At 73.7% G+C, this 24,020-nt stretch carries 18 protein-coding genes; 2 read left to right on the top strand and 16 right to left on the bottom strand.

The window, feature by feature from the left end:
- Positions 1-125: 125 nt before the first annotated feature.
- Entirely contained in the window at positions 126-485 is a 360-nt protein-coding gene (locus ACFRIC_RS00565) for a hypothetical protein (RefSeq protein WP_382778267.1), read from the bottom strand.
- Positions 482-1,840, bottom strand: coding sequence for an RNA-guided endonuclease InsQ/TnpB family protein (locus ACFRIC_RS00570; RefSeq protein ID WP_382778268.1), 1,359 nt, complete (start codon positions 1,838-1,840; stop codon positions 482-484). The genes ACFRIC_RS00565 and ACFRIC_RS00570 overlap by 4 nt, the downstream gene beginning before the upstream one ends.
- A gap of 527 nt (positions 1,841-2,367) precedes the next feature.
- Here ACFRIC_RS00570 and ACFRIC_RS00575 point away from each other — a divergent pair.
- Both ACFRIC_RS00575 and ACFRIC_RS00580 read left to right on the top strand, forming a co-directional pair.
- Positions 2,368-3,294 (top strand): ATP-binding protein, encoded by a 927-nt coding sequence (locus ACFRIC_RS00575; protein ID WP_382778269.1) that lies wholly within the window; start codon positions 2,368-2,370, stop codon positions 3,292-3,294.
- 65 nt (positions 3,295-3,359) lie between these two features.
- Positions 3,360-3,611, top strand: coding sequence for a phosphopantetheine-binding protein (locus ACFRIC_RS00580; protein ID WP_382778270.1), 252 nt, complete (start codon positions 3,360-3,362; stop codon positions 3,609-3,611).
- Positions 3,612-3,744: 133 nt separating this feature from the next.
- Here ACFRIC_RS00580 and ACFRIC_RS00585 read toward each other — a convergent pair whose 3' ends face one another.
- The 14 genes from ACFRIC_RS00585 to ACFRIC_RS00650 all read right to left on the bottom strand — a co-directional run bounded on the left by ACFRIC_RS00585 (position 3,745) and on the right by ACFRIC_RS00650 (position 23,431).
- Complete coding sequence (locus ACFRIC_RS00585) at positions 3,745-4,566, bottom strand: BTAD domain-containing putative transcriptional regulator (protein ID WP_382778271.1); 822 nt, start codon at positions 4,564-4,566, stop codon at positions 3,745-3,747.
- A 395-nt stretch (positions 4,567-4,961) separates the two neighbouring features.
- On the bottom strand, positions 4,962-5,834 hold the full coding sequence (locus tag ACFRIC_RS00590) for a 4'-phosphopantetheinyl transferase family protein (RefSeq protein WP_382778272.1): 873 nt from the start codon (positions 5,832-5,834) through the stop codon (positions 4,962-4,964).
- A 197-nt stretch (positions 5,835-6,031) separates the two neighbouring features.
- Positions 6,032-6,829: a phosphopantetheine-binding protein gene (locus ACFRIC_RS00595; RefSeq protein ID WP_382778273.1), complete on the bottom strand. Its 798-nt coding sequence runs from the start codon at positions 6,827-6,829 to the stop codon at positions 6,032-6,034.
- Between the two features lie 282 nt (positions 6,830-7,111).
- The gene (locus ACFRIC_RS00600; RefSeq protein ID WP_382778856.1) at positions 7,112-7,981 is read right to left on the bottom strand and encodes a BTAD domain-containing putative transcriptional regulator; all 870 of its coding nucleotides are present in this window, start codon (positions 7,979-7,981) and stop codon (positions 7,112-7,114) included.
- A 313-nt stretch (positions 7,982-8,294) separates the two neighbouring features.
- On the bottom strand, positions 8,295-8,498 hold the full coding sequence (locus ACFRIC_RS00605) for an acyl-CoA carboxylase subunit epsilon (protein WP_382778274.1): 204 nt from the start codon (positions 8,496-8,498) through the stop codon (positions 8,295-8,297).
- A 275-nt stretch (positions 8,499-8,773) separates the two neighbouring features.
- On the bottom strand, positions 8,774-11,353 hold the full coding sequence (locus tag ACFRIC_RS00610) for a hypothetical protein (protein ID WP_382778275.1): 2,580 nt from the start codon (positions 11,351-11,353) through the stop codon (positions 8,774-8,776).
- 120 nt (positions 11,354-11,473) lie between these two features.
- Entirely contained in the window at positions 11,474-12,472 is a 999-nt protein-coding gene (locus tag ACFRIC_RS00615) for a 4'-phosphopantetheinyl transferase superfamily protein (RefSeq protein ID WP_382778276.1), read from the bottom strand.
- A gap of 179 nt (positions 12,473-12,651) precedes the next feature.
- On the bottom strand, positions 12,652-14,454 hold the full coding sequence (locus tag ACFRIC_RS00620) for a hypothetical protein (RefSeq protein ID WP_382778277.1): 1,803 nt from the start codon (positions 14,452-14,454) through the stop codon (positions 12,652-12,654).
- 56 nt (positions 14,455-14,510) lie between these two features.
- Entirely contained in the window at positions 14,511-15,707 is a 1,197-nt protein-coding gene (locus ACFRIC_RS00625) for an SRPBCC family protein (RefSeq protein ID WP_382778278.1), read from the bottom strand.
- Between the two features lie 150 nt (positions 15,708-15,857).
- A complete protein-coding gene (locus ACFRIC_RS00630; protein ID WP_382778279.1) occupies positions 15,858-16,856 on the bottom strand; it encodes a BTAD domain-containing putative transcriptional regulator in 999 nt (332 codons plus the stop codon).
- A gap of 1,853 nt (positions 16,857-18,709) precedes the next feature.
- Positions 18,710-19,372 carry a ScbR family autoregulator-binding transcription factor gene (locus ACFRIC_RS00635; protein WP_382778280.1) on the bottom strand — a complete coding sequence of 221 codons (663 nt, stop codon included), beginning with the start codon at positions 19,370-19,372 and terminating at the stop codon, positions 18,710-18,712.
- 788 nt (positions 19,373-20,160) lie between these two features.
- A complete protein-coding gene (locus ACFRIC_RS00640) occupies positions 20,161-20,835 on the bottom strand; it encodes a ScbR family autoregulator-binding transcription factor (protein WP_382778281.1) in 675 nt (224 codons plus the stop codon).
- Positions 20,836-21,620: 785 nt separating this feature from the next.
- The gene (locus tag ACFRIC_RS00645; protein WP_382778282.1) at positions 21,621-22,391 is read right to left on the bottom strand and encodes an SDR family NAD(P)-dependent oxidoreductase; all 771 of its coding nucleotides are present in this window, start codon (positions 22,389-22,391) and stop codon (positions 21,621-21,623) included.
- On the bottom strand, positions 22,388-23,431 hold the full coding sequence (locus ACFRIC_RS00650) for an HAD family phosphatase (protein WP_382778283.1): 1,044 nt from the start codon (positions 23,429-23,431) through the stop codon (positions 22,388-22,390). Before ACFRIC_RS00650 ends, ACFRIC_RS00645 begins: the two co-directional genes overlap by 4 nt.
- Between the last annotated feature and the right edge of the window lie 589 nt (positions 23,432-24,020).

Consider the following 24,020-nt stretch of genomic DNA (forward strand, 5'->3'; position numbering starts at 1 on the left):
TCTCCAGCGGCCCCCGAACGGTCCTCGATCCCCTCGCCCCACCGAGGGACCGGACCCCGCGTGGGCTTGACGGCGCGCGGGCCTGATGGCACGTGGGCCTGATGGCGCGTGGGCTTGATGGCGGGTCAGCCTGCCGGCATGTCGGGCACGAGCAGGTCATGGCACTGCTCGATGCGGCCCGCGGCGTCGAAGCGCAGTTCGGCGATCAGGGACCAGGTGGCCGTGCCGGCCCGGGCGGTCGCGCGCAGGGCGACGACGTCGTGGTCGGCGACGACGCTCTCGGCCCGCAGGCCCAGTCCCTCGGGCAGCGTCCGCCCGCCCCGCTCCCCGGCGCCCGCCCAGTGGCGGGTGAGGTGGTTGACCTCGCCCCGGTTGCCCGCCGCGACCAGCGCGAGGACGAGTTCCCTGTTGCGCTCGCGCAGACTGCGCGCGGTGAGGAGTTCGTGCAGCGCCCCGCTGAGGGGCTCGGTCAGCGCCGGCGTCATGACGAGGCCCTTCCTCCTGCTCCGCCCTCCGTACGACCGTACGGAGGCCCGGAAATCATGGCCGTACGCGCTAGAGCGGGAATGGAGAACGGTTGACGTGCTCCCTGGACTGAAGTCCGGGGATTCGGGCCTGGGCCGTCTGACCCTTCCCGGGGGCTTCCTGCTTCAACGCGCTGTGCGGGCACGTGTGCCCGTCTTACCGGCGCTCCACAGGCGTTTGGCGTCTCCACCCGTCCGGCGGCGACGATGCGGCGTCCTTCGAAGAGGACGTTGCGTGCTGCGTTGTGGTCGCGGTCGTGCACGGTGGCGCATGCGCTGCACGTCCATTCCCGGACGTGCAGGGGCTTGGGGCCGTCTCTGAATCCGCAGGCCGAGCAGACCTGGGAGGACGGGAAGGCGCGGTCCACCTTGGCGAAGGTGCGGCCGTGTTTGACTGCCTTGTACTCCAGCATGCCGACGAACACGGACCATCCCGCGTCGTGCACGGACTTGGCGAGCCGGGTGCGTGCCAGGCCGGACACCGCGAGGTCTTCCACATACACCGCTTGGTTGTCGCGAATGATCTGGGTGGATGCCTTGTGGTGGAAGTCCCGGCGCCGGTCCGCCACCCTGGCGTGCTGGCGTGCGACCTTGATACGGGCCTTGGCCCGGTTCTTCGATCCCTTCGTCTTGCGGGACAACTCCCGTTGAAGTCGCTTGAGTTTCTTCTCGGCCCGGCGCAGGAAGCGGGGACTGTCGATCTTGCTGCCGTTGGAGAGGACGGCAAAGGCGGACAGGCCGAGATCGAGACCCGCGTCGGCCGCCAGGGCGGGAAGGATGTCCGGCTCGGTGTCGACGACGAAGCTGAGGAAGTAGCGGCCGGAGCTGTCTTGGGTGACGGTCAGCGACGTGGGCGTGGCTGGAAGCCGGCGGGACCACTTGACCTTGAGGTTGCCGACCTTGGCCACGTAGACCGTGCCGTCGCCCTGGAGGCGGAAGGCGTTGGTGTTGAGGCGGATGGACTGCCGGGTGTCCTTCCTCGACTTGTAGCGGGGAGGGCCGACCCTGCGGCCCTGCCGCGTGCCCTTGATCGAGTCGAAGAAGTTCTTGTAGGCGGTGTCCAGGTCTCGCAGAGACTGCTGCAAGACAACCGCCGAGACATCGGCGAGCCAGGCCCGTTCTACGGTGCGCTTGGCCAAGGTGATGCGACGACGGGACAGCTCGGACGACTTCACATACGGCAGTCCTGCCGCCTGCGCTTGCTTCTGGTCTCGCAGACAGTCGTTCCACACCACCCGGGCACACCCGAACGCACGCGCCAGCGCACGACGCTGCAGGGCATCCGGGTAGGCCCGGTAGTTGTAACGGAGCCGCACACCCACGAGACTACTGGGGCTGGTCTCACAGATGGTCAAAAAGACCACAGGTGTGGCAGACACGTCGTTTCAGCGGTGGATGTGCACGCGGTCTTCGTGACGAAGCCCGGGCGCGGGGTGTTCAACGACGAGATGCTGACACGCTGCGAAGCAATCATGCGGCAGGAGTTCACCGGCCGGATCGACCGCGCCGTCTTGCACGGGCACCTGCGGTCGCCCTCGCATTTCTTCGCATCGTGCGGCGGAGCATTTTTAGCGATCGTCTACCGGTACATCGAGCAGCGAAACCGTCCACTTCAAAGCGCATGTCAGAGCAGTGTTGCATTCATCCCCGGCGTGAACGAACGCCCGGGGCTTTCAGTTTTCCCCTTCTCCTCGTGCCTCGCCTCCTCCTTGTCCTTTCTCCCTTTCCGTCATCATCCTCGGCCGTGGCGGCGGCCCCCGCGGGTTCCGCCGTGGCTCGACCGCTGCTGTAGGCGGCGTGGCCAGGCTGGCCCGGTGGGGGTGGAGCGACCGACAGGACAGCCATGACGTTGGCCGGCAGGAGCGCGGCGATCAGAACCTTGACGGACGCTTTCACCGACTGCGCCGAAGGATGCTCGCGCACCGTTTTGATGGAGGGGGCTGCGGGCTGCGGCAAGAGTGCGCTCGTGCATTTGCTGATCGAACGGGCCGCTGCCGCGGGAGCGGTGGTGCCGTGCGCGGCCGGCTCCCCGGTGGGGCACCGAAGCGTGCGGGACATGCTCCGCCGGCTGCCGGCTCTCCCGCCCGGCGGGAAAACACCGCGCGGCGGGGGCTCGACGGCACGGGCCTCGCGGCGCCGGACGCCGGGCCGGGTGAGGCGGGCGGGGGCAAACCCGCCGGTCATGTGGGCGTACGACGTCCACCACGCCGACGCCGAGTCCCTGGACCTCGTACGCCACCTCACCCGCCGCGGGCACGGCGGGCGCCTGCTGCTGGTCGCTGCGCGGACGGTCCCCCATGACAGCGGCGACCGGGCGTTCGCGGCCGAGCTGATGTGCCGGTCCACGTGCCGGCACATCCGCCTGGCACGACTCTCCCCGGCCGAGGTGACCGCGCTCGCCGAGCAGGCCGGACGCCGCGGGCAGGCCGCGTTCCTCTACGACTCCAGCGGCGGCAACCCCCCTGCTGACCCCCACCCGGCCCGCCCAGCACCTCCCGGACACCGACCGGCCCCTTCGCCCGGGCGATGCAGGCCTGCCTGCACCCTGCCGACGCCGTGGCGGCGGCCATCGCCCGGGCCGCCGCCACGGCGGACCGTATCGCCCAGCGCACCGGCATCGCGTCTGCCGCCGTCGGCTCAGGGCGCGGCCGGCCTGCTGCTGAACGGCCGGTGTCCCCGCCCCGCCGTGGGGCCCGTGTTCCTCGGCGGGGCGTCCACCACCCCGGCCGCCCCCGCGACGGCCCTGGCCGCTCCTGGCCCAGCCCAGTAGCGCCAGACACACGACCGGCGAGAAGGCCGGTGAAAATCGACGACACGCAAAGGGTGAGGTCAGCGATGGCTTGGGACAACAAGTTCGAGGAACTGCTGCGTGAGTACCTGCCGTTCCACGGCGCGGGCGAACCGCTGGAGGCCGATACGGACCTGCGGCTCGCGGGGCTGGACTCGCTGGGCGCGGTGGAGCTGCTGGGCTCGCTGGAGGGCGCCTACCAGGTGCACTTCGTGGACGACGTCCTCTCCCTGGACACCTTCGCCACCCCGGGGGTCCTGTGGTCGACGCTGACCCGGCTGCGGGCCCTGGCCGCCTGAGGCCGGGCACGGCGGACGCCGGGCGGCCGGACCGGATGACGGTCGGGCCGCCCGGCGTCGGGCCGGTGACGCGCGGCGGGCGGGGTGCCGCGGCCTGCCCGGCCGCCGGGGGCGGCCGGGCGGCGGCCGTGCCTCACGCCGCGAACAGGTCGAAGGTCGAGCCGTGGCGCGGTCCCGCCAGCAGGTCGAGCTGCGGGTCCACGGCCAGCATGGCCTGGTGCATGCGCTGGAGCTGCGGGGAGGGCTCCACGCCCAGTTCGTCGATGAGCCGGATGCGCAGCCTGCGGTAGACCTCCAGGGCCGTGGCCTGCCGGCCCGAGCGGTACATCGCCACCATGACCTGGGAGTGCAGGCCCTCGTGGTGCGGGTGGCGGGCGGTCAGCTCGGTCAGTTCGGCGATGAGCTGCGCGTGGCGGCCCAGCCGCAGGTCGGCGTCGATGCGCCGCTCGACGGTGACCAGCCGGCTCTCCTGCAGCCGCATGACCTCGATCTCCAGGACGGGACCGAGTCTCACGTCGACCAGCGGCGGCCCGGTCCACAGGTCCAGTGCCGTGCGGAACCGTTCCGCGGACACCTCGTCGTCGCCTTCCACGAACGCGGCCTGGCCCTGGCGGGTCAGCTCCTCGTAGGTGTGCACATCGACACAGCTCCTGTCGATCTGCAGCAGGTATCCGCCGTGCCGGGTGGCGAGAATGTCCTTCGCGCCGGCCGGTGCGCCCGGGCCCATGGCCGTGCCGAGCCGCCGGCGCAGTTGCAGTATGTACGTCTGAAGGGTCGTCAGTGCGCTCGCCGGAGGCTCGGTTCCCCAGAGTTCCTCCATGAGCGTGGGAACAGGCATGACACGTCCCGGGTAGAGCGCCAGCAGCGACAGGATCTGTCGCGGCTTGCCCGCCGTCGGAACGATGGATCCCCCGTTGACCTCGGCACTCAACGGACCCAGAACCTGAATCTCCATGGTGGCCTCCCCACCTCGTCGAGTTCCTTGTCCAGTTCCTTTTGTGGCCGGAAATCTCCGCCGCTAGGCACGCTAGCCGGGTCCGTGCCCCCCGAGCGTTTTCCTGTAGCGGTCCTCCAGCGGTGCTCCACGTGGGGTGGTGCGTCAAATACACGGCACTCGAGAGCACCTGCACCCGCACCGGAAATGAACTCCGGATTCCGGTAAGGATTCCGGTGCAGATTTCGATGCAGATTTCGGTACGGATTCCGGGAGGGCGGGCAATTGCGCACCGCCATATACCCTTTTTCCTTTTCCGTCCGCCGGCACCTGCGCGGGTGCCTGGCGGGCGGTGGGCGGCGAACGGTGTCGGCGGGCGGGGTGGGTGGACGGGTGGGTGGACGGGTGGGCGGGGGTCAGTGCGGTGCGGTGGCCGTCTCGCGGTGGGGGGTGTGCGGTGTGGGGGCGGGTGCGGGCAGGGTGATGGTGCGCGGTGCGGCGCGGTCCCAGGGGAATCCCTGGTGCAGTTCCAGGTGCGGGGCGGGGTCGTCGTCGGCGGGGACGGCCACCGCGGCCAGCACGTCGGGGACCGGTTCCAGTTCCAGGAACCGCCAGCGGCCGGCCGCGTCGTCGGCGGGCGGCTGGAAGGCCAGGACGCCGCGGTCGTCGTCCAGGGTGAAGGCGAACTCGTCGAAGGGCAGGCCAAGTCCCAGTCCGCGGGCCTTGGAGTAGGCCTCCTTCAACGTCCACAGCCGCAGCACCCGTCGGTCGCGCCGGCGTCCGGGGGGTGCCTGCCGCGCCCAGTGCCGCTCGCCGGGGGTGAAGGTGGTCAGGATGGTCTCCAGGGCGCCCGCCTCCCGGTCCAGGCACTCCACGTCGACGCCGACGCGTGCCGTGCGCACGATGCCCAGCAGGCTGTAGCCGCCGGCGTGGGAGAGGTTGAAGTCGAGGTGGCCGCCGCCCCGGGGCAGGCCGCCGGGCAGCGGCTGCAGGAAGGGCCGCCCGCGCGAGGAACGCCAGATGACCAGCTCGGCCTCGCCGAGGCCGGCCTCAAGCGCCAGGGCGCGGCGGACCAGGGTGTGGGCGACGAGGTACTGGCGGCGGTCGCGTTCGAACAGGAACCGGGCGGCGGTCGCGTTCTCGCGCTCGTCGAGCCAGTGCGCGGCCAGGATGGCGGTGACGGCCGGCGGGAGGGCGTCGTTGGGGCACAGCCACAGCTTCACCGGGGGCACCACCGTGGGGTGCGGGCCGAGCCCGGCGGCGGGCGGCTGCGGTGCGGTGAGGGTCATGGTGTCGTTTCAGTCCGTCTCGGTTCGCCGTCTCGGTTGCCGTCTCGGTCGCCGTCCCGGTTGCCGTGCGGGGTCGCCGTCCCCCGTGCGGGGGTCGCCGTCCCGCTGCGTACGACGGTGAGGTGGCGGCGCGGGGCCGCCGGGTCCGCGGCAGGCGCGGCAGCCGGTGGGCCGGCGGTGCTTTGCGGGCGGGCCGTTCAGGCCGGGCGGTGGGCCAGGAGCGCGGCGGCCTCGTCGACACCGATCCGGTCGCCTCGTACCGCGTCCAGGAGCGCGAGGACCTCCTCCTGGGACAGCGCGGGCCGCCGCACCGCCGCGGGGGCGGGCTGCTGCGGCGACGACTCCGCCTGCGGCTGCGGCTGCTGGTGCTGGTGCTGGTGCTGCCCGGCGGATACCGCGGCGGGGCCGGGGGCGGAGGCGTCCGGGGCGGAGGTGTCCGGGGCCGGGGTGTCGGGGGTGTCCCGGGTGCGGGAGGCGATGTAGGCGGCCATCGAGGCGAGGCTGGGGTGCTCGTGGACGGTGACGGGGCGTTCGCTCAGGCCGTAGGCGCGGTTGACGCCGGCGGTGAAGTCGGCGGCCAGGATGGAGTCGATGCCCAGTTCCGCGAAGGCGGCGCCGCCGTCGATCTCCCACGGGTCGCAGTGCAGGATCCGCGCCAACTCGTGGCGCAGCACCTGCAGCACCGCCGCCGCGGCACCCGCGTCCCGGGCCGCGGGGACCTCGTCCGCGCCGTGGCGAAGCGCGCTCAGCCGGCGGGCCAGGAGGGCGGGGGTGGCGTACGTGTAGAGGTCCGCGCCGGCGATACGGACACCGAAGTGCTGGTCGATGGCCGCGACGAACTCGATGGTGAGCAGGGAGTCCAGGCCCAGGACCGGGAAGGGCTGGTCGGGGTCGACCCGGTCGGGGTCGGCGTGCACGACACCGGCCAGCACGGCGGTGAGCTCGGCAAGAACCTCTCCGTGGCCGTCGGAGGATGCCGTCGGCTCGCTGGTCATCAACGCGTCCCTTCGTGGAAAACCCCGGCACTTGGACCGGGACGGGCGTGCCCCTCCGCACACGGGGAGGCGGCAGCAGAACTCCCGCGCGGCACGGCGGGGCGGGGCGGGGCGGGATGGTGCAGGCGCCGGCCGGGCGGACACCGGCCGGGGCTGATGGCCGGTGGCCGGCGGATACCGACTGGGGCTGGTGGCCGGGGCGGATACCGGCCGGGGCTGGTGGCGGGGCGGATACCGGCCCGGGGGCCGGTGGCCCGTGTGCGCGGCTGGTTGCCGGGGCGGTCAGCGGCCGGCGGTGATCTGCGGTCCGGCCGCGGCGCGGGCCGGGACGGGCGGATCCGGCGGGCCCTCGGGTGCGGCCATCAGGATCGAGTGCTGGAGCCGGCGCAGTCGCGGGGAGGGTTCAAGGCCCAGGTCGCGGCTGAGGGTGGTGCGCAGGTGGGTGTAGGCGTTGAGGGCCTCACCGCGCCGCCCCGAGCGGTGCAGCGCGATCATGAACTGGGCGTGCAGGTTCTCGTGGTTGCGGTAACGGCTGGTCAAAACCGTGAGTTCGGCCAGGACTTCGCGGTGCCGGCCGAGCCGCAGGTCCGCCTCGATGCGCTGGTCGAGCGCGCACAGCCGGCTCTCCTCCAGGCGCCTGGCCTCCATGGTGAGCTGGGCGCCGGTCTGCACGTCGGCGAAGGCGGAGCCCGACCACAGGTCCAGGGCGGCGCCAAGGGTGCGGGAGGCGCCCGCGAAGTCGCCGGCGTCCATGGCTCGGTAGCCCAGTCCCGCCAGCCGGTCGAACTCGCGGACGTCGCTGGTACCGCCGGACGCGGCGAGCAGATACCCGCCCGGCAGGGTGACCAGGACGTCCTTGGCACTACGGCCCCCGGACCCGGGCCCGGACCCGGATCCGGGCCCGTCCGCGGCGCCGCGGGCCAGCGCCTGGCCGATGAGCTCGCGCAACTGCAGCACGTAGGTCTGCAGGGTGGTGCGCGCACTGCGCGGGGGCCGGGCGGACCACAGCTCCTCGATGAGCGAGGCGACCGGCACCACCCGGTCCGCGTGGACCGCCAGCAGCGCCAGCACCTGGCGGGGCTTGGGGGCCGTCGGGGCGACGGACACCCCGTTCTCCCGCACGTCCAGTGCACCTAATACCTCGATGTCCACGCCGACTCCCCTGTCCCCGTGCGCTGCTGACACTCCAACATTAAAAAACAGCACAGACGGTATGTCAATACGAGACCGATCGTCCTGTTTTTAACAACCTTCGAGCGGCGGTGCAGCAACCCTCGAACGGGGCCGCGTGCGGGACAACTTCCCGGTGACAGCAAGCCTGTTCCCGTTCCGCGGGGCCACCGGCCGGGCGGCGCGCGGCGGCGGGGCCGGGGGCGCATACCCGGCAGACCGGTCCGATCTCGCCGTCGGTGCTTTCCTCAAACAAACCGGCAGGTATTCTCGCTGTGGTCGCCGGAGGGTCACCTCACCGCCGCCTGTACGGCCCGTGGTCCTGGCCGCCGGGCAGCAGCCGGCGCGGTCCGGCGGCCGGCAGCGCCTCCGGCCGCCCGGGTGCCGGGCGGGCGCGCAGGGCCAGCAGGACGACGGTCAGCGCGGCCAGTTCCTCCTCGGTCGCACTGCCGCGCTCGACGCGCAGGGCCGCCGGCCGGCCGCTCTCCACGTCGCCCATGGCGCCTCCTCCCGCAGGTGCCGCCACCCTCGGCCACGGCACTCAAGGAACGCTCTCGGACCACTGGACGGCCCACCCCGGCACACCCCGGCACACCCCGGCACACCCCGGCACACCCCGGCACACCCCGGCACACCGGCGACACCGGTGCCCCCGACGGCTGATGTCCGGTGCCCGGTGCTCGATGTTTGGGGCTTGGGGCTCGGCGTTTGGGGCTTGGTGCTCGGTGCTTGGGCCTGGGAGGTTGGGGTGGGGCTTGAGGTCCGGTGTTCGGGTCAGGTGGTGCGGGTCCGTACCGCCCGCAGGGCCCGGGACAGGGCCCGTGCGGTCTCGGCGGCGCTGCCGAGTCCGGTCATGACCGCGGTGGGGGTGCGGCCCGTGCGGCGGGCGGTGCGGCGGGCGAGGTCGTGGGCGGCCGGGCCGGCCGGGCCCACCCCGCACACGGTCAGCTGCCGGGTGCCGTCGAGCAGGTCCGCCGGGACGGCGGGGGGTGCCTGAGCGCCGGTCAGGGTGAGCGAGACGATGCGTTCGGGCCCCTGGTGGGCGCGCAGGAGCAGGTCGTAGGCGCCGGGGGTGACGCCGGGGACGGTGACCAGGCACACGAGGTCCGCCCCGGCCCGCCCGGCGCGCAGCACCGCGAGGACCGGGGAGGCGCCGGCGGGCGGCGGGGTCATGGCGGGCACCTGCGAGGTGCCCAGCAGGGCCAGGGCGTCGGCGACGGTGAACGTCTCGTGGGGATGGTCGGGCAGGCTGCGCAGCAGGTGCAGGCACTGCGCGAGGGTCTCGGCGGCGTCGGTGTCGGTGAGCCTGGCCCGGTCGTAAAAAGCGTCGAGCACCAGGGCGTCCTGCGGGTCGTGGTGGGCGACCAGGGTGACGGGCAGGGTGGTGGCGCCGCCCGCGCTGTGCGGGGCGCCCGCCGTGATGGCCTGGTCGGCGAGTTCGGCCCGCAGGTTGGCCGGCAGTTCGGGGTGGGTCTCGAAGCGGACGGTCGTCTCGGTCAGCGGGGACTGCGAGGCCCGTCCGCTCCAGCGGCGGACCTGGCCGGCCGACACCCACGCGTAGGCGGTCAGGTCGAGCGCGGCGTCGCGGACCTGCACCAGCAGGTCCGCCAGCGGCGTGGCCCCGTCCACGGTGACCGTCATCGGCAGCGGCCCGCCCAGCAGTCCGGGGATGCCGGCCCCGCCCCGCAGCGCCAGGTCGCGTCCCGACAGGTGCACCCCGAACGCCACCGGCCACGGCCCCGGCCGGCCGGCCGCCCGGTACAGCAGCAGCGCCCACACCACGTGCAGGGCACTGCTCTCCCCCGCGCCCCGGCCCCCGGCCCAGGAACGCAGCCGCGCGCTCTGCACCGGCCTGAGAACACGCCGGACCCGGCCCGTCCCCCCAGCCGGACGGCCCGTCCCCCCGGCCGGGGGGCCCGTCTCCTCAGCCGGACTGCCGGGCCCCCCGGCCAGGGGGCCCGTCTCCCCGCCCGGGCTCGTCTCCCGGCCCGGGTGGGGCGGTACACCCGGGCGGGCCGGGGTGAGGGCGGCGCCGGCCGGCGGGGCGGCCGCCGCCCAGAACTCCCGGGCCGCGGCCGCGTCCTGACGGGCCAGCCAGTGGGCGTGGTCACGGATGTCGGGACGCCGGTCGGCGCCGGGCAGCACACCGCCGGCGAGATAGGAACGGTAGAACTGGCGCACCAGCAGCCGCGCCCCGCGCTCGTCGAGCAGCGCCCGGTGATAGGTCACCAGCAGCCGGACGGCCCCCCGCCCGGCCCCGGCCCCGGTACGGGTATTGCTGCCGGCCCCGGCCCCGGCCCCGGCCCCGGCCCCGGTGCCGGTGCCGGTGCCGGTGCCGGTACCAGGGGTGGGGCCGGTGCCGGTGGTGGGGCGGCTCGCCCGGGGCGGTCCCTCGAACAGGGACACCCGCAGCAGGGAGGGCCGGTACAGCTCGAAGCCGCGCTCGCGCTCACGGCGCAGCAGGTCCTGCCAGCCGGCACCGGCCGGCCCGTGGCGGACGACCTCGACCGCCGCGTGGTCGTGCAGCACCAGGCGGGGGGCGCCGGCCCAGTCGAAGGACGCCCGCAGCACCGTCTCGCGCTCGGCCAGGGACTGCCAGGAGGCGATGAACCGGGTGACATCCAGCGGCCCCGTCCAGTCCCAGTGGAGCTGCTCCACGAAACGGCCGGGACCGCCCTGATGACCGGCCGCCGCCGTAAGCAGCGCCCGCTGATGCCCCCGCACCGGGACCGTGCCCGCGGCGGGCGGCGCCAGCAGATCGGCCAGCAGGTCCTCGGTGAGCACCGGCCCGGCCCCACCCGGACCAAACAGACCGTCCGGACCGGGCAAGCCGAACGGACCGTCCGAACCGTCCAAGCCGCGCGAGTCGTCCGAGCCGAGCGGACCGTCCAGGCCGAGCAGGCCGTGCGGGACATCGGGGCCGAGCAGGCCGGGCAGGCCGTGCGGGACGTCAGGGCCGAGCATCCCGGCCGAGCCGTCCGGGTCGTCGGGGTTGTCGGGGTTGTCGGGGCCGCGCGGGCTGAGCCGCAGGAGATACCGGTCCGCCCGCACGGCCGGACCCCGCACACCGTCCCCCGGCACACCGTCCGGCGCGCCGTCCCCCGGTACGCCGTCCTGGGGTGTGCCGTCAGGTGGTGTGCCGTCGGGTGTGCGGTGCTGTGGTGTGCGGTCTGCGGGTACGTCCAGTTCGACGTCGTAGGCCCGGTGGGATCTCGCGACGCGGGCGGCGACCGCCTCGGCATCCGTGCGGGTCGCTCCGCACAGTTCGAGGACGAGCGGCGAGCGGCCGTGGGTGTCCTGCGGTTCGTGTACGACGGCCAGAACGGTGCCGTCGTACGAGTGATGACTCCTCATCGCCCCCCGGGGACGGCGCACAGCGTTGCCGCGGCAGCTCTGTCCGCCACCCCCGCCTCCTTTTCGAATCGTTTCTGCACGGCCGGCCACAAGCCGTCGTCCCCCCACTGCCATGTCTGCTCACCGCTGTCCGGAACCACGCCGTCCGGGGAAGTCCAGGACCCGCCCGCCGAGCGGCGGCCGCGCCGGGGACACCGGGTGCGGCGGGTGCGGAGCCTCCGCGGGAGGCGGGGAGCTCGGCCGGTCCGCGCAGGGCGGGGGGCTCGGTGTGTCCGGCTGCGGTGGCGCGGCGCCCGGGGGATGCACCTGGCCCGGGAGGCCCACCTCGCCCAAGAGGCCCACCTTGCCCGGGAGGTCCACCTCGCCTGGGAGGCCCACCTCGCCTGGATGGCGGGCCTCGCCCAAGTGGCGGGCCTCGCCCGGGTGGTGAGCCTGGCCCGGGTGGCGGTCCTGGCCCGGGTGGTGGGCCTGGCCTGAGTGGTGGGCCTGGCCTGAGTGGTGGGCCTGGCTGACCAGGTAGCGGCCGTCGACGAGGTGGGTGGCGAAGGCCCACTGCCCGGCGCCGTCCCCGGTGAGGCGGGCGCTTGCGGCCGTGTCCCAGGTGAAGCCGATGGCCGAGAAGCGGCGCCGCATGCCGTGCCCGAGTGCCTTGACGTAGGCCTCTTTCAGGGTCCACAGGCGCAGGAACGCCTGGGTGCGTTCGGGTTCGGGCAGGGCCGCCAGCCGCCCGGCCTCCTCGGCGGTGCACACGTGCTCGCGCAGCGCCTCGAAGGAGATCCGGCGTCCGGCGGGCTCGGCGTCCACCCCGAGCGGACCGGTGCGGCTGACGCCGGCCACGATCAGCTCGTCGGTGTGGGCGAGGCTGACCTGCACGTCCGCGCCCAGCCCGCGCAGCACGGGCCGCCCGCCGGGCAGGGCGGCGAGGTCGAGCCGGGCGGCGGGGACCTGCAGGACGGCGGCGGCCGTGTGCTTGAGCACCATCCGGGAGACGGCCAGGATCAGCCGTCCGGCCGGGGCCGGGTGCCGGCGGTAGCGCGGCCAGTCGCGGCCCAGCAGGGCGCGCAGGTCGGGGTCGAGCAGGGCCGGTGCCAGCCACTGGCCCCAGGTGGTGTGCACCACCGCCCGTCCCGTCTGTTCGGCGTGTTCCTGGACCTGCTCCCACGGCCCGTCGGGCCCGGGCACATGACACGGCGCCGGCACCACCGGCGTCACCGGCACCACTGGCGGCGCTGGTGTGCGGCCGTGCCCGCGCTCGTGCTCGCACTCGTGCTCGTGCTCGTGCGGTGCCGCGCCGCCGCTCACCACGCCGGCCCCGCCGCGTACAGGTCCTCGTCCGTGGCGTGCAGCGCGCGGCGGGCCAGTTCGTCCCACACGCCCGGCTGCGCGTCCGGCATGCCGGCGGGCAGCGGCAGCCCGAGCCGCACGGTGATCCGGCCGAGCGCCAGCAGCGCCCAGCCGGCGCCGGCGAGGAAGGGATCACGCGCGCGGGCGGCCTCCTCCCGCGCGGCCGTCGTCCGGTCGGCCAGCACCAGCAGGGCCTGACGGTCCGCCAGCGCGCGCAGCGCCGGGTCGGCCACATCGTGCCCGGCGGTGCACGCCCACGCACCACGCAGAGCCCGCCGCTCGGCGGCCAGCCGGCGACCGATCCGGGCGAGCGCGGCCACATCGGCATGAGCAGCGGCATCGACGCCAGTACCGGTGTCGGTGTCGGTGATGCCGGCGGCGGTGGGCGGCGGGGTCGTTGCGGCCGGCGCACCGGAGCCGGAGCCGACAGGGGCAAGGGCGGTGCCGGTCGGGTCAGTGCCGGCGGCCGGTGGCGTCGCGGTGGCGGGCGACAGCCGGGCGGCGGCAGCCGGCGGTGGCGTGGCGGTCTGCGGGCCGGTGCTGCCGGGGACCGCCGCAGGGCCGGAGGCGGTGGCGGTGCCCGGGGTGGCGGTGTCGTGGAGCGGGGCCGGTGCCGGTGCCGGGGGTGGTGTGGCCTCGTGGCTCTTGTGGCGGTCCGGGCCGCCCGTCGCGTTCAGCGTGCGCACGATGCGGGCCTGGGCGGCACCGGTGGCCGCCGGGCCGGCCCCGGCCAGCGCCCGGTCCCGTACCACCCTGGCCAGGGCGCGCCGCTCGACGGTGTGGGCGTCGAACCCGCACTCGTTCAGGACCAGTTCGAGATCCCCGAGCAGTTCGACGGCGAGCTGGGGCACGAGATACGCCACGACCGCGGCGAGCAACTTGCCGTCCCCGTCGCCGTCACCTGTGTCGGGCCGGTCGGGGGCGGGGCAGGCGCGCAGGGCCGCGTCCGTCAGGCTCCGGCAGGCCAGCAGATCGGCGAAGACGGTGGCCAGGACCGGCCGCCACTGCCGGGCCGCCGCCTCGTAGCGGCTCAGGCCCTCCACGATGCGGGCCACACCGCGCAGGACGGCGCCGGCCGCGGCAAGCAGGGCGGCCGGGCCGAGCAGGGCGGCCGCCGGATGCGGCATCGGGGCGCTCGCCGGCGGCCCGATGCTCCAGGCATGGGCGAGAGCGAGATCCCGGCGAAAGAGCGGACCCAGAGCACGGACGAGCCGATCGGCGGGCAGGCTGTCGGGGCCGGGCAGCCCGGCCGGCGGGGCGGGCAGGCCGCCCTGGCCGCGGGCCCACAGCGCGGCACGGCCATAGGGATTGGCGGGATCACGGACATCCCCCAGCAGCACAGCGAGCCACGCCGCGTACTGCTCCGCCCCGTCGGACACGCCGTACGGCACCGCACCCTCGGTCACCGGCGCAGGCGCCACGTGCCGCACCGCGCCATCGGATACCGGAGCGGGCGCCACACCGGCGGACACCGGGACAGCCGCCGCATGCCGCGCCGCACTCCCGGACACCCCGGCGGGCACGTCGTGCCGCACCGCGGCGTCGAGTTCCTGAGCGGGCGCCACACCGACGGGTGCCGGGGCAGGCGCCGCGTGCTGCACCGCGCTCCCGGGTACATCGGCAGGCATCGGGGCGGGCGCCTCGTGCTGCACCGTGTCGTCGAGTTCCTGGGCGGGGGCCGTGTGCTGGGTCCCGGTGTGGGGGGCCGGTGTCGCCGGGGGCCGCCCGGCCTGCCGGTGCGGCCGGGTGGGAGCCATCGCCGATCTCCTCGTCGTCGTGATGCCGGTCGCTTCGGAAATCTCGCCGGGCGCCCTCATCGCAGCCGGCGCAGGGCGCTCTCGGCGTGCCAGCGCGCCAGGGTCAACGTCTCCGTGCTGGTGCGCCCGAGCCACTCGCGCACCTGGCGGCGGGCGTCGACGGGCAGCGTGCCGGTCCCCGCGGCAGGCTCCAGCACGCTGTCGCGGAGCATCACCTGGTGCCGGTGCGCGACCCGTACCCCGGAGGTGTCGGGCTCCAGGGACCACTCCCCGTAGTACGCGGCGATGGGATCGGGCGTCACGGTCTGCCGGTGGACGATGCGCCCGGCGGCCGGGAAACACAGCCGCACGCCCCCGAAGACAGCCGTGTCCCCGGTGCCGGGATCACTGGTGTGCACGACGGTCCGCTGCACACCGGGCCGCTCCTCGCCGGCCTCCACCCGCTCGACATGGGGAACCAGATCGGCCCAGTCCCCGACGCGGTAGAGGAAGTCGTAGACGATCTCCGGGGAACCGCAGACACGGAGACTGTCCTCGAAGGACAGCAGCAGCTCGTCCAGACGGTCCCAGCGCTCGGCCGCCGCACGCACCGCCGCCACCTGTGCCCGCACCCGCACCTCAAGCGCACCCGACACACCAGACGCGTCAGCCGCGTCAGCCGTGTCGAACGGACCGAGCACCCCGGACACGCCGGGCATACCGGGTGTCCCGGGTGCGTCGCACGCTCCGGGGGCGTCGGACACCCAGGGCGCGCCGGGCACGCCGAGCGGGTCGGGCACCCCGGGCGGGTCGGATACGCCGGATGCGCCGGGCGTGTCGGGCCCTTGGGGCGGGCCGAACAGGCCGGGTGCGCCAGGCGTGTCGGACACCCCGGGCACCCCGGGCGGCGGGCCGGGCGGGGCCGGGGTTTCCTGGTGCAGGGTCACCAGGCAGCGGCCGGGCCCCTGGGGTGACACGTTCCAGTACCCGTGCATCGGCACGCCGGGCGCGTGAAGGTCCTGGTGCTCGAACTCGATGCGGCGCGGGCCGGGGTGCAGGACGCGGCGGACACGCGCGCCATGCACCCGGCCCCCGTGCAGGTGCCACAGCCGCAGACTGTCACCGGCGGCGGTGGCGTCGAGGCGTTCGACATGGATGTAGGAGGGCAGCAGGACGGGCCAGCGCGGGGCGTCGGCGAGCAGGCCGTAGACGACGCCGGCGGGGGCCGCGACCTCGGCGGTGTGCCGGGCGCAGTGTCTGCGCTGCGACGACATGCGTGATCTCCTCCTCCGGTGTGATCAACGCTGCCCGGCCGCAGCCGAGCGCTGCTCGATTCCTGGTGGAGAGACGTACAGGACCGGATACCGGCCGCCACAGGGGCCCGGGTACAGGTCGGCAGCGGACCGGCGCGGGGGCCGGGTGTGTCAGCCCACCCGAGCCACGCCTGCGCCTGCACCGGCGCCCGCCGCGGGACGGGCCGGGAAGGTGTCGGGGCCCGACATCAGGATGGAGCGCTGCAGTTTGGCCAGCGCGGGCGAGGGCTCCAGACCCATGGCGCGCACCAGGGTCGCGCGCAGCCGCTGGTAGGCATCCAGCGCCTCACCGCGGCGCCCGGACCGGTAGAGGGCCAGCATGTACTGGCCGCACAGACTCTCGTGCATGGGGTACTGGCTGATCAGCACGGTCAGCTCGGCCAGCAGCTCACGGTGGCGGCCCAGCCGCAGATCGGCCTCGACCCGCTGGTCCAGGGCACACAGCCGGCTCTCCTCCAGCCGCTTGGCCTCGGTACGCAACTGCGGACCGGTACGGACATCGGCCAGCGCGGGACCGCTCCACAGCTCCAGCGCCTGGCGCAGCAGCCGCGCGGCCTGGGGATAGTCCTCGGCGTCCATGGCCCGGTACCCGCTGCCGGCGAGCCGCTCGAACCGCCGCACGTCACTGACCCCCTCACCACTCTTGAGCAGATAGCCGCCGGGCACGGTCAGCAGCACATCCTTGGCCTGCCGACGCCCCACCCCCACACACCCACCCCGACCCAGGCCCTGGATCTGATCCTGCCCCTGGCCCTCGCCTTGATCCTGGCCCCGGCTCCGGTCCTGATCCCGGCCCAGGCCCTGGCCCTGGCCCTGGCTCTGCTCCTGGCCGTAATCCTGGTGCTGGTTCTGGTTTTCGGCCGCCGGGCCACCGGTGTCGAGGGCGGCGGAGATGAGTTCGCGCAGCTGCAGGATGTAGGTCTGCAGGGTGGCGCGGGCACTGCGCGGGGGCCTGGCCCCCCACAGCTCCTCGGCCAGCACCCCCACCGGGACAACCTGACCGACCCTCAGCGCCAGCAGGGCCAGCACCTGACGGGGCTTGGGAGCCGTCGGCGTGATGGACACGCCGTTGTACCGCACGGCGAGTGTGCCCAGTACATCGATGTCCACGCGTCTCCCCCATTCACCGGCACCGTCCGTAACGGTCCCCTGACACCCCCAGTAAAAAACAGCACGAGCGGTATGTCAACGCTCGGGACACCGGCCCCGCCCGGGATGGACGCAGACTCGAGGCAGCCGCAAGACACACCAGCCAACACCCCTAAAACAGGGCGAACACCCCACAGGAGCAACGAAACCGCCCCAGGAACCGGCCACTCCCCGAACCCACGACCAGACCCCGAAGACGGTTTCCAGACACCACGGCTCCCCCACCACCCGCCAACCCGGACCACCACCGCCGCGACGAGCCCGGCCCATCCGCAGGCCCGGAACACCGCCACCGCGACGAGCCCGGGGCGCGCTGCCGCAGACTCGGGGCGGCACCCGCCGACTCCCGGCACTGCACCGACCGCCACGCCGACCGTCGGCATCACCGACTCGGGTCGACACCGCCCCAAGGCAACACCCGCCGCCAGTAGCCGGGTTGACATCACCAGCACAGGGGGCGGCACCCACCGGCTCCCGTCGGCACACCCGCCTCGGGCAGCACCCACCCCCCATCACCGGCATCAGCCGCCCTCCCGCCAGCGCCCGGACCCATCGGCGCCGCCGGCCTGGCGTGCCACTGCAACCGGAGCGACATCCGCCGACGCACGCCGACCCCGGCGGGCCGTCAACATCACGACTCAGGTCAGCACCGTCCAAAGCAACACCCTCCACCGGCAACCGGGTTGGCGTCCGACGGCATCGCCAGCTCCCGTCGGACGCCCGCCGCGGACGGCACCCGCCCCCCATCACTGACACCAGCCGGTCTCCGGCCGGCGCCCGGACCCGTCGGCCGCCACCCGGACCGGGGCACACCGCCGCACCTCGGAGCGACATCCTCCGACGCCCGCCAGCCTCTGCCAGCCGTCGACATCATCGATTCCGGTCAGCACCGGCCCAAGCCAACACCCACTCCCGACCTCCGGGTTGGCATCACCAGCCGGGGGGCAGCACCCACCGACCCCTGCCAGCCCCCGGCGCTTCACCGGCTGTCGACATCGCCGCCTCGGGGTCAGCGCCGAAACCAAGGCAACACCCACCCCCGGCAACCGCGTTGGCATCACCGGTTCAGAGGCCTGCCTCCGACGGCATCACCGACACCCTGGACACGCCCGCCACGGACGGCACCCGCCCGCGTGACTGGATTCAGCCGGCCTCCGGTCAACTCCCGAACCCTCGGCGGCGCCGGGCCCGGCATGGCGCCGCAACCCGGAGCAGCATCCGCCGACGCCTGCCAGCCTCCGACGGCCGACGACACCACCAACTCAGGTCACCACCGGCCCAAGGCAACACCTGACGTCGGCAACCGGGCTGGCGTCACCGGCCCGAGGCATGCACCGGCCGGCTTGCGACGGCATCCCCGGATCCCGTCGGCCCGCCCGCCTAGGGCGGCACCCGTCGGCACCACCGGCGCCTGCCGCCAGCACCGGCGTCAGCCGATCTCCGGTCAGCTCCCTGACTCGTGGGCGCCGCAGGCCCGGGGCGCTGCGCCAGCCCCGCCGACCATCGATATCACCGACGCAGGTGACCACCGGCCCCAAGGCAGCACCCGCCACCCGGCAACCAGGTCGGCATCACCGGGGGGCGGCACCTGCCGGCATCCCCAACTCCCGTCGGCACGCCTGCTTCGGGCGGCGCCCGCTTGCGCAGGCCCCCGCCGAGGGCGCCAACACCCGTCAGCATCACCGCCGTCAGCCGACTCCCGTCAACTCCCGGCCACCTGCGAGCTCCCGGCCCCGTCGGCCCGCCCGGCGCAGGGCGGCGCGGGCCGGTGCCGAGCGGCGCGGCTGGTGCGGGCCGGTGCCGGGCGGGGTCGGTCACTCGGTGGCTTCGTCCGGGTCCTGCGGTGCGCCCGCGCCGGCGGCGGTGTCCGGCTCGACGCGGACCTGCTGCGGGGAGGCGGCCAGCAGGGGCAGCAGGAAGGTCCAAAACCGTGCGGTCCGCTCCAGCGAGACCCACTCGAGGTCCCAGCCGCTGAGCGTCTCGAAGCCGACCGTCGCGGCGACGACGGCCGCGGCGGCGTCCTCGGGCGAGACCCCGCCGGCCAGTTCGCCTTCCTCCCCGGCCTGGGCGATGAGGTCCTGCACCCACTCGCACCACCACCGCACCAGCCCCCCGGACTCCTGTCCGCCCTTGAGCGAGGGATCATGGCTCAGTTTGAAACCGGCCCTGACCACCGGATCACCGGCCACGGCGGCCAGCAGCCGGCAGGTCGCGTCCACCAGCGACTGCAGCAGGGTGTCCGCCGAACCACGGCAGCCCGCCGCCATCTTGCCCACCACATCGGCCGCGGCCCCCTCCACCTCCCGCGCCAGCGCCTCCTTGCTGGCGAAATGGAAATGCAGCGCACCGGTGCTCACCCCGGCCCGCCTGCTCACCGCCGGCAGGCTGGCCAGCGCATAACCGTTGTCGGCGAAGACCTCGGCCGCAGCGACGATGAGGGCCTCACGCGTACGAGCCGCCCGCGCCTGCTTGACCATGTGCACCCTCCCTGCCGACCAACCTCATCCCCCCACCACCTTATCAAACCGCATGTCTGGTTGGTTATTGCTGCACGGAACGACTCTCCCTCCGACACCCTCACCGGGCAGAGCCCGCAAGTCCCCTGTTCACCAGGGGATGCCCGGACAGGGCAGCCGCCCCACCACCCGGCCGGGCCCGCCCGGAACAGGTCACCCGGTCGGTTACAGGCTCTGCCGCACCCCGCCCGCCCCGGTGAAACCCGCACCCTAACGACACGACCGCACAACATGCCGTCACCGACGCCACCACCCGGACACCAGACCCCCCTGGAGAAACCTTCCGCCAGGTTTGATTGCACACCCCGCCAGACCCCAACACACCCCGAAAACCCCACCGCCACCCCCGGAAACACCGACACCCGACACGGAGCACCGGACCCCAGAGCACGAGAGGACAGGGCGCACAGACACGGACCACGAGCCCGCGACCAGGGCGCCCCGGGAACACCGGCACAGAGCGCGGAGTACGGAGTGCGGGCGCGGACCGCAGGACTCGGGGGCGCGGCATCACGAGATGCGAGCCGCGGGGGGACGGGACCGCGGCCAGGAACACCGACCACGGGGTACGGGGCGCGGGACTCGGAGCGCGCAACCACGGACCGAAGGAACCGCGGAGTGCGGACCACAGGACTCGGGGCGCGGACTGCGGGGTGCGGGCCCGCGGCCAGGAGCGCGGGGTTCGGGACTGCGGGGTGCGGGACTGCAGGAATGCGGGCCGGTGGCCGGGACCCGGGGGTGTTGCCGGGTCAGCCTGCCGCCGGCTGGGGCTCAGGCTGGGGCTGGGCTGCCAGACGCCGGGCCTCCTCGATGACCCGCAGGCCCCGGTCCGGCGCGATGTCCAGGCTGACCAGGGCGGCCGGGGTGGCGATCGCGGGAAGGACGTACCGAAAGAGCGTGGAGGCCCGCTCGGGCAGATCGGCCCAGCCGGCGTAGGCCTCCGACAGGTGCTGCATGCCCAGCCAGGCACCCAGGATGAACTCCGCCGTCTCGTGCGGGTCGATGTGCCGCAGCACCTCACCGCGCTCCTTGGCCTCCGTGACCTTCGCCGTCACCAGCTCCGTCCACGCCGGCCAGGCACTGCCGAACAGCTCCCGCCCCTGCACATCGGCGGACAGCCGGATACCGGCGATCAACACCACGTCCTGCGGGATCCGGTGCGCCAGCGTCATGCAGATGTCCACCAGCTCCTGGAGCTTCAGCTCCCGCGGCACCCAGTAGTCCGCCGTGATCTGCGCATCGATCACCCCCCGCGCCAGAGCCTCCTTGGAACCGAAATGAAAGTACAGAGCACCCTTGGTGACATCCGCACGCTCGAGGATCTCCGCGATGGTCGCCGCCGCGTAACCACGCTCGGCGAAAACAGCCGCCGCCGCCTCCACAACAGCGCGCCGGGTCCGTACCGCACGTTCCTGCTGCGCCATGGGACCCTCCACGCTCCTGTAAACAAAACCGAACGTGAGGTACCTTACCCCACGGTCAGCCTCCTACCCCCGGCAGCACACCCCAACCCGACACGACCACACCCCCACCCGGCACAACCCCACACCCGCCCCGGCACCGGCACACACCCGCCCGGCACCTGCGACGACACCCACCCGCACCACACCGCCGCAGCGGCCCCACCAGCCACCCCTCACACCGGCCCCGCCACCACCTGTCACACCCTCAACCCGGCGCCACCGCACCGCCGTCACCACCCCCGCGCCACCACCACACCGCCGCTCCACCAGCACCGGCCGCCGAACCGCCACCGCCCCACCGGAGTCACGAAACCTCCGTCGCCACCACCAGGCCGCCCGCGCGCCGCCCCCACCGACCCGCAGTCACAGTCCAGGCGCTCCCCGCCCAGGCGTCGCCACCATCACGGCGCGGCCGCACGCCACCCCCGCTGACCCGCCGTCACCGCCCAGGCGTCGTCATCGCCCGGCGCCGCCCATACGCCGCCGCCACGGTGGCGCCTGCACACCGCCGCTGACCCGCCGTCACCGCCCAGGCGGTCCCAGCCCAGGCGTCGTCATCGTCACGGCGCCGCCCGCGCACCACCGCCACGCCACGCCGCCTCCCGCGGTGCCGCCTGCACGCCGCTGCCGCTGACCCGCCGTCACCATCCGGGCGGTCAGCACCTGGGCGTCGTCCCCGTCACGGTGCCCGGCCGCCGGGCGGGCGCCCGCGCTGCCGGGTGGTGCGGGGATCGTGCCGGGGCAGGTCACCAGGCGGTGCGTCCTCCGTCCACCGCGAGGGTCGCTCCCGTCACGAAACTGGCCTGCTCGCTGCACAGCCACGCCGCCGCCCGCGCCACCTCCTCGGGCTCCGCGGCCCGCTGCGCCGGCGCCGAGCGCAGCGCACGCCGGCTCGCCTCCGGCACCTGCAGCCACTGGTCGACCATCTCCGAGCGGGTGAGCCCCGGCGCCACCGCGTTGACCCGGATACCGGCCTGCGCGTACTCCACCGCCGCCGCCTTGGTCAGACCGATCACCGCATGCTTGGACGCGATGTACGGCGCCCCCGTCGAGGAGGCCACCAGACCCCCCACACTGCTGGTGTTCACGATCGCGCCCCCGCCGCCCTCGAGCATCGCGGCGATCTCATGGCGCATGCAGTTCCACACCCCGCGCACATTGGTGTCCATCACCGTGTCGTAGGCGTCGTCCCCCAGCAGATGCAACGGCGACCGCTCCAGCCCCACACCCGCATTGTTGAACGCCGCATCCAACCGCCCGTACCGCTCCACCACGAACTCCACCAACGCCCGCACCTCATCCCCGCACCGCACATCCACCACCCGCCAGCCCACCCGCGCACCCACCCCCTCCAACTCCCCCGCCAGCTCCCGCAACCGCTCCCCACGCCGCGCCGCCAGCACCACCACCGCACCCTGCTCCGCGAACACCCGCGCAGCACCCGCACCGATCCCACTGCTCGCACCCGTGATCAGCACAACCTTCCCCTCCAACAACCCCCCACCACCCCCACTCACCCCCACAACCCACCACCCACGCCGACGCCGGCACCCGCACCAACACCGGCGCCGCCACCCACGTCGAAGGCGGAATCCGCACCAGCACCCGCACCAGCACCGACGCCGGCGCCCGCAAGCACCCCCACCCCAACACCGGCAGGGGCACCCGCACCCGCACCCGCACCCGCGAGCACGCCAACCCCGGTGCCGGGACCTGCACCGGCGCCCGCGAGCGCACCCATACCGGCGCCCCTGCCCGCGAACGCGCCCGCACCCATACCGGCACCCGCACCCGCGAACACACCGGCATCCACGCCCATACCGGAACCGGCGCTCATGCCGGTGTCGGCGGGGGCCGCATCGGGGCCCGGCCACACCGCGTCCCGCGCCGCCTCGCCGTCCACCACCCGCAGCAACGCCTCGTCGATCTCCCCCAGCTGCGACACCAGATGCCGCACCCCCACCTCCCGCATCGCCTCCCGCTGGAAACCGTGCCGGAACGTGGAGGGATGCCCGATGAACGGCACCCTCAGCCCACGCGCATGCCCCGCGAACCGCGCCACGTCATCGATGAACAACACCTGCGAAAACCCCAGCCCGAAACACCCGGCGATCTCCCCGATCCCCGGCCGGAAACCATCCGTGCACACATAACCCGGCCCCGCGAAAAGCGACCGCCACTCCCCCAGATACCGATCGAAATGACGCACCCCCAACCCCCCGTAACACACCACCTCCAACCCCAACGACCGCAACCGCCCCACCAACTCCAACGCCCCCTGCGTCAACGACACCGGATGCTCCCGCACATACCGCTCCCGCTCCGCGAAATACACCCCCGTCACCCACCCCGCCCCCACCCCCGACCCGATCGCCCGCGCCAACACCCCCGCAGCCACCTCACGCGGCTGCGACAACACCCCCGCCTCCAACTCCCGGCTATACGCCACCCCATACGCCCCAGCCACCCGATAAATCACCGGACTGAACGAATCCTCCAACAACACCCCATCCAAATTCACCGCAACCAACCTCAACGAACCCAGACCACCAGACATCCCCATCTCCCCCTCACACAACCAAAAACCCCGACACAAACCGACAACACAACAACCAATAGAGCCGCACCACAAAAAGCCGAACCCGGAACCAACGGAGGCAGCGCCACAGACCCCAACGCGAAGCCCGTGAAGCCACGCCACAACAACCGAACCTCGAGCGGTGGAACGCTGCCGCAACAGCCGAACGTGCAACGAGTGGAGCCACGCCGCAACGATCGAACCCGGAGCCGCTGGAACCCGTGGAGCCGGTGGAACCGCATCACAGAGCCGAACACGCAACCACGCCCGAACAGCCGGACGAGGAGCAGTGGAACCGCACCGCAACGGTCGAACATGGAGCAGTGGAGCCGCGCCGCAACGGTCGAACGTGGAGCCGGTGGAGCCACATCACACAGCCGACGTGCAACCGTGCCGCAGCAGCCGAACGCGAACCCGCGCCAACACAACCGCTGGAACCCGTAGAGCCGACAGAACCGCGACACCGAGCCGGTAGAACCGCGACACCGAGCCGGTGGAGCCGGTAGAACCGCGAAACACAACCGTGGAGCCGGTGGAGCCGGTGGAGCCGGTGGAGCCGGTGGAGCCG

It is taken from the genome of Streptomyces sp. NPDC056738, from assembly GCF_042790435.1.
Taxonomy (GTDB): domain Bacteria; phylum Actinomycetota; class Actinomycetes; order Streptomycetales; family Streptomycetaceae; genus Streptomyces.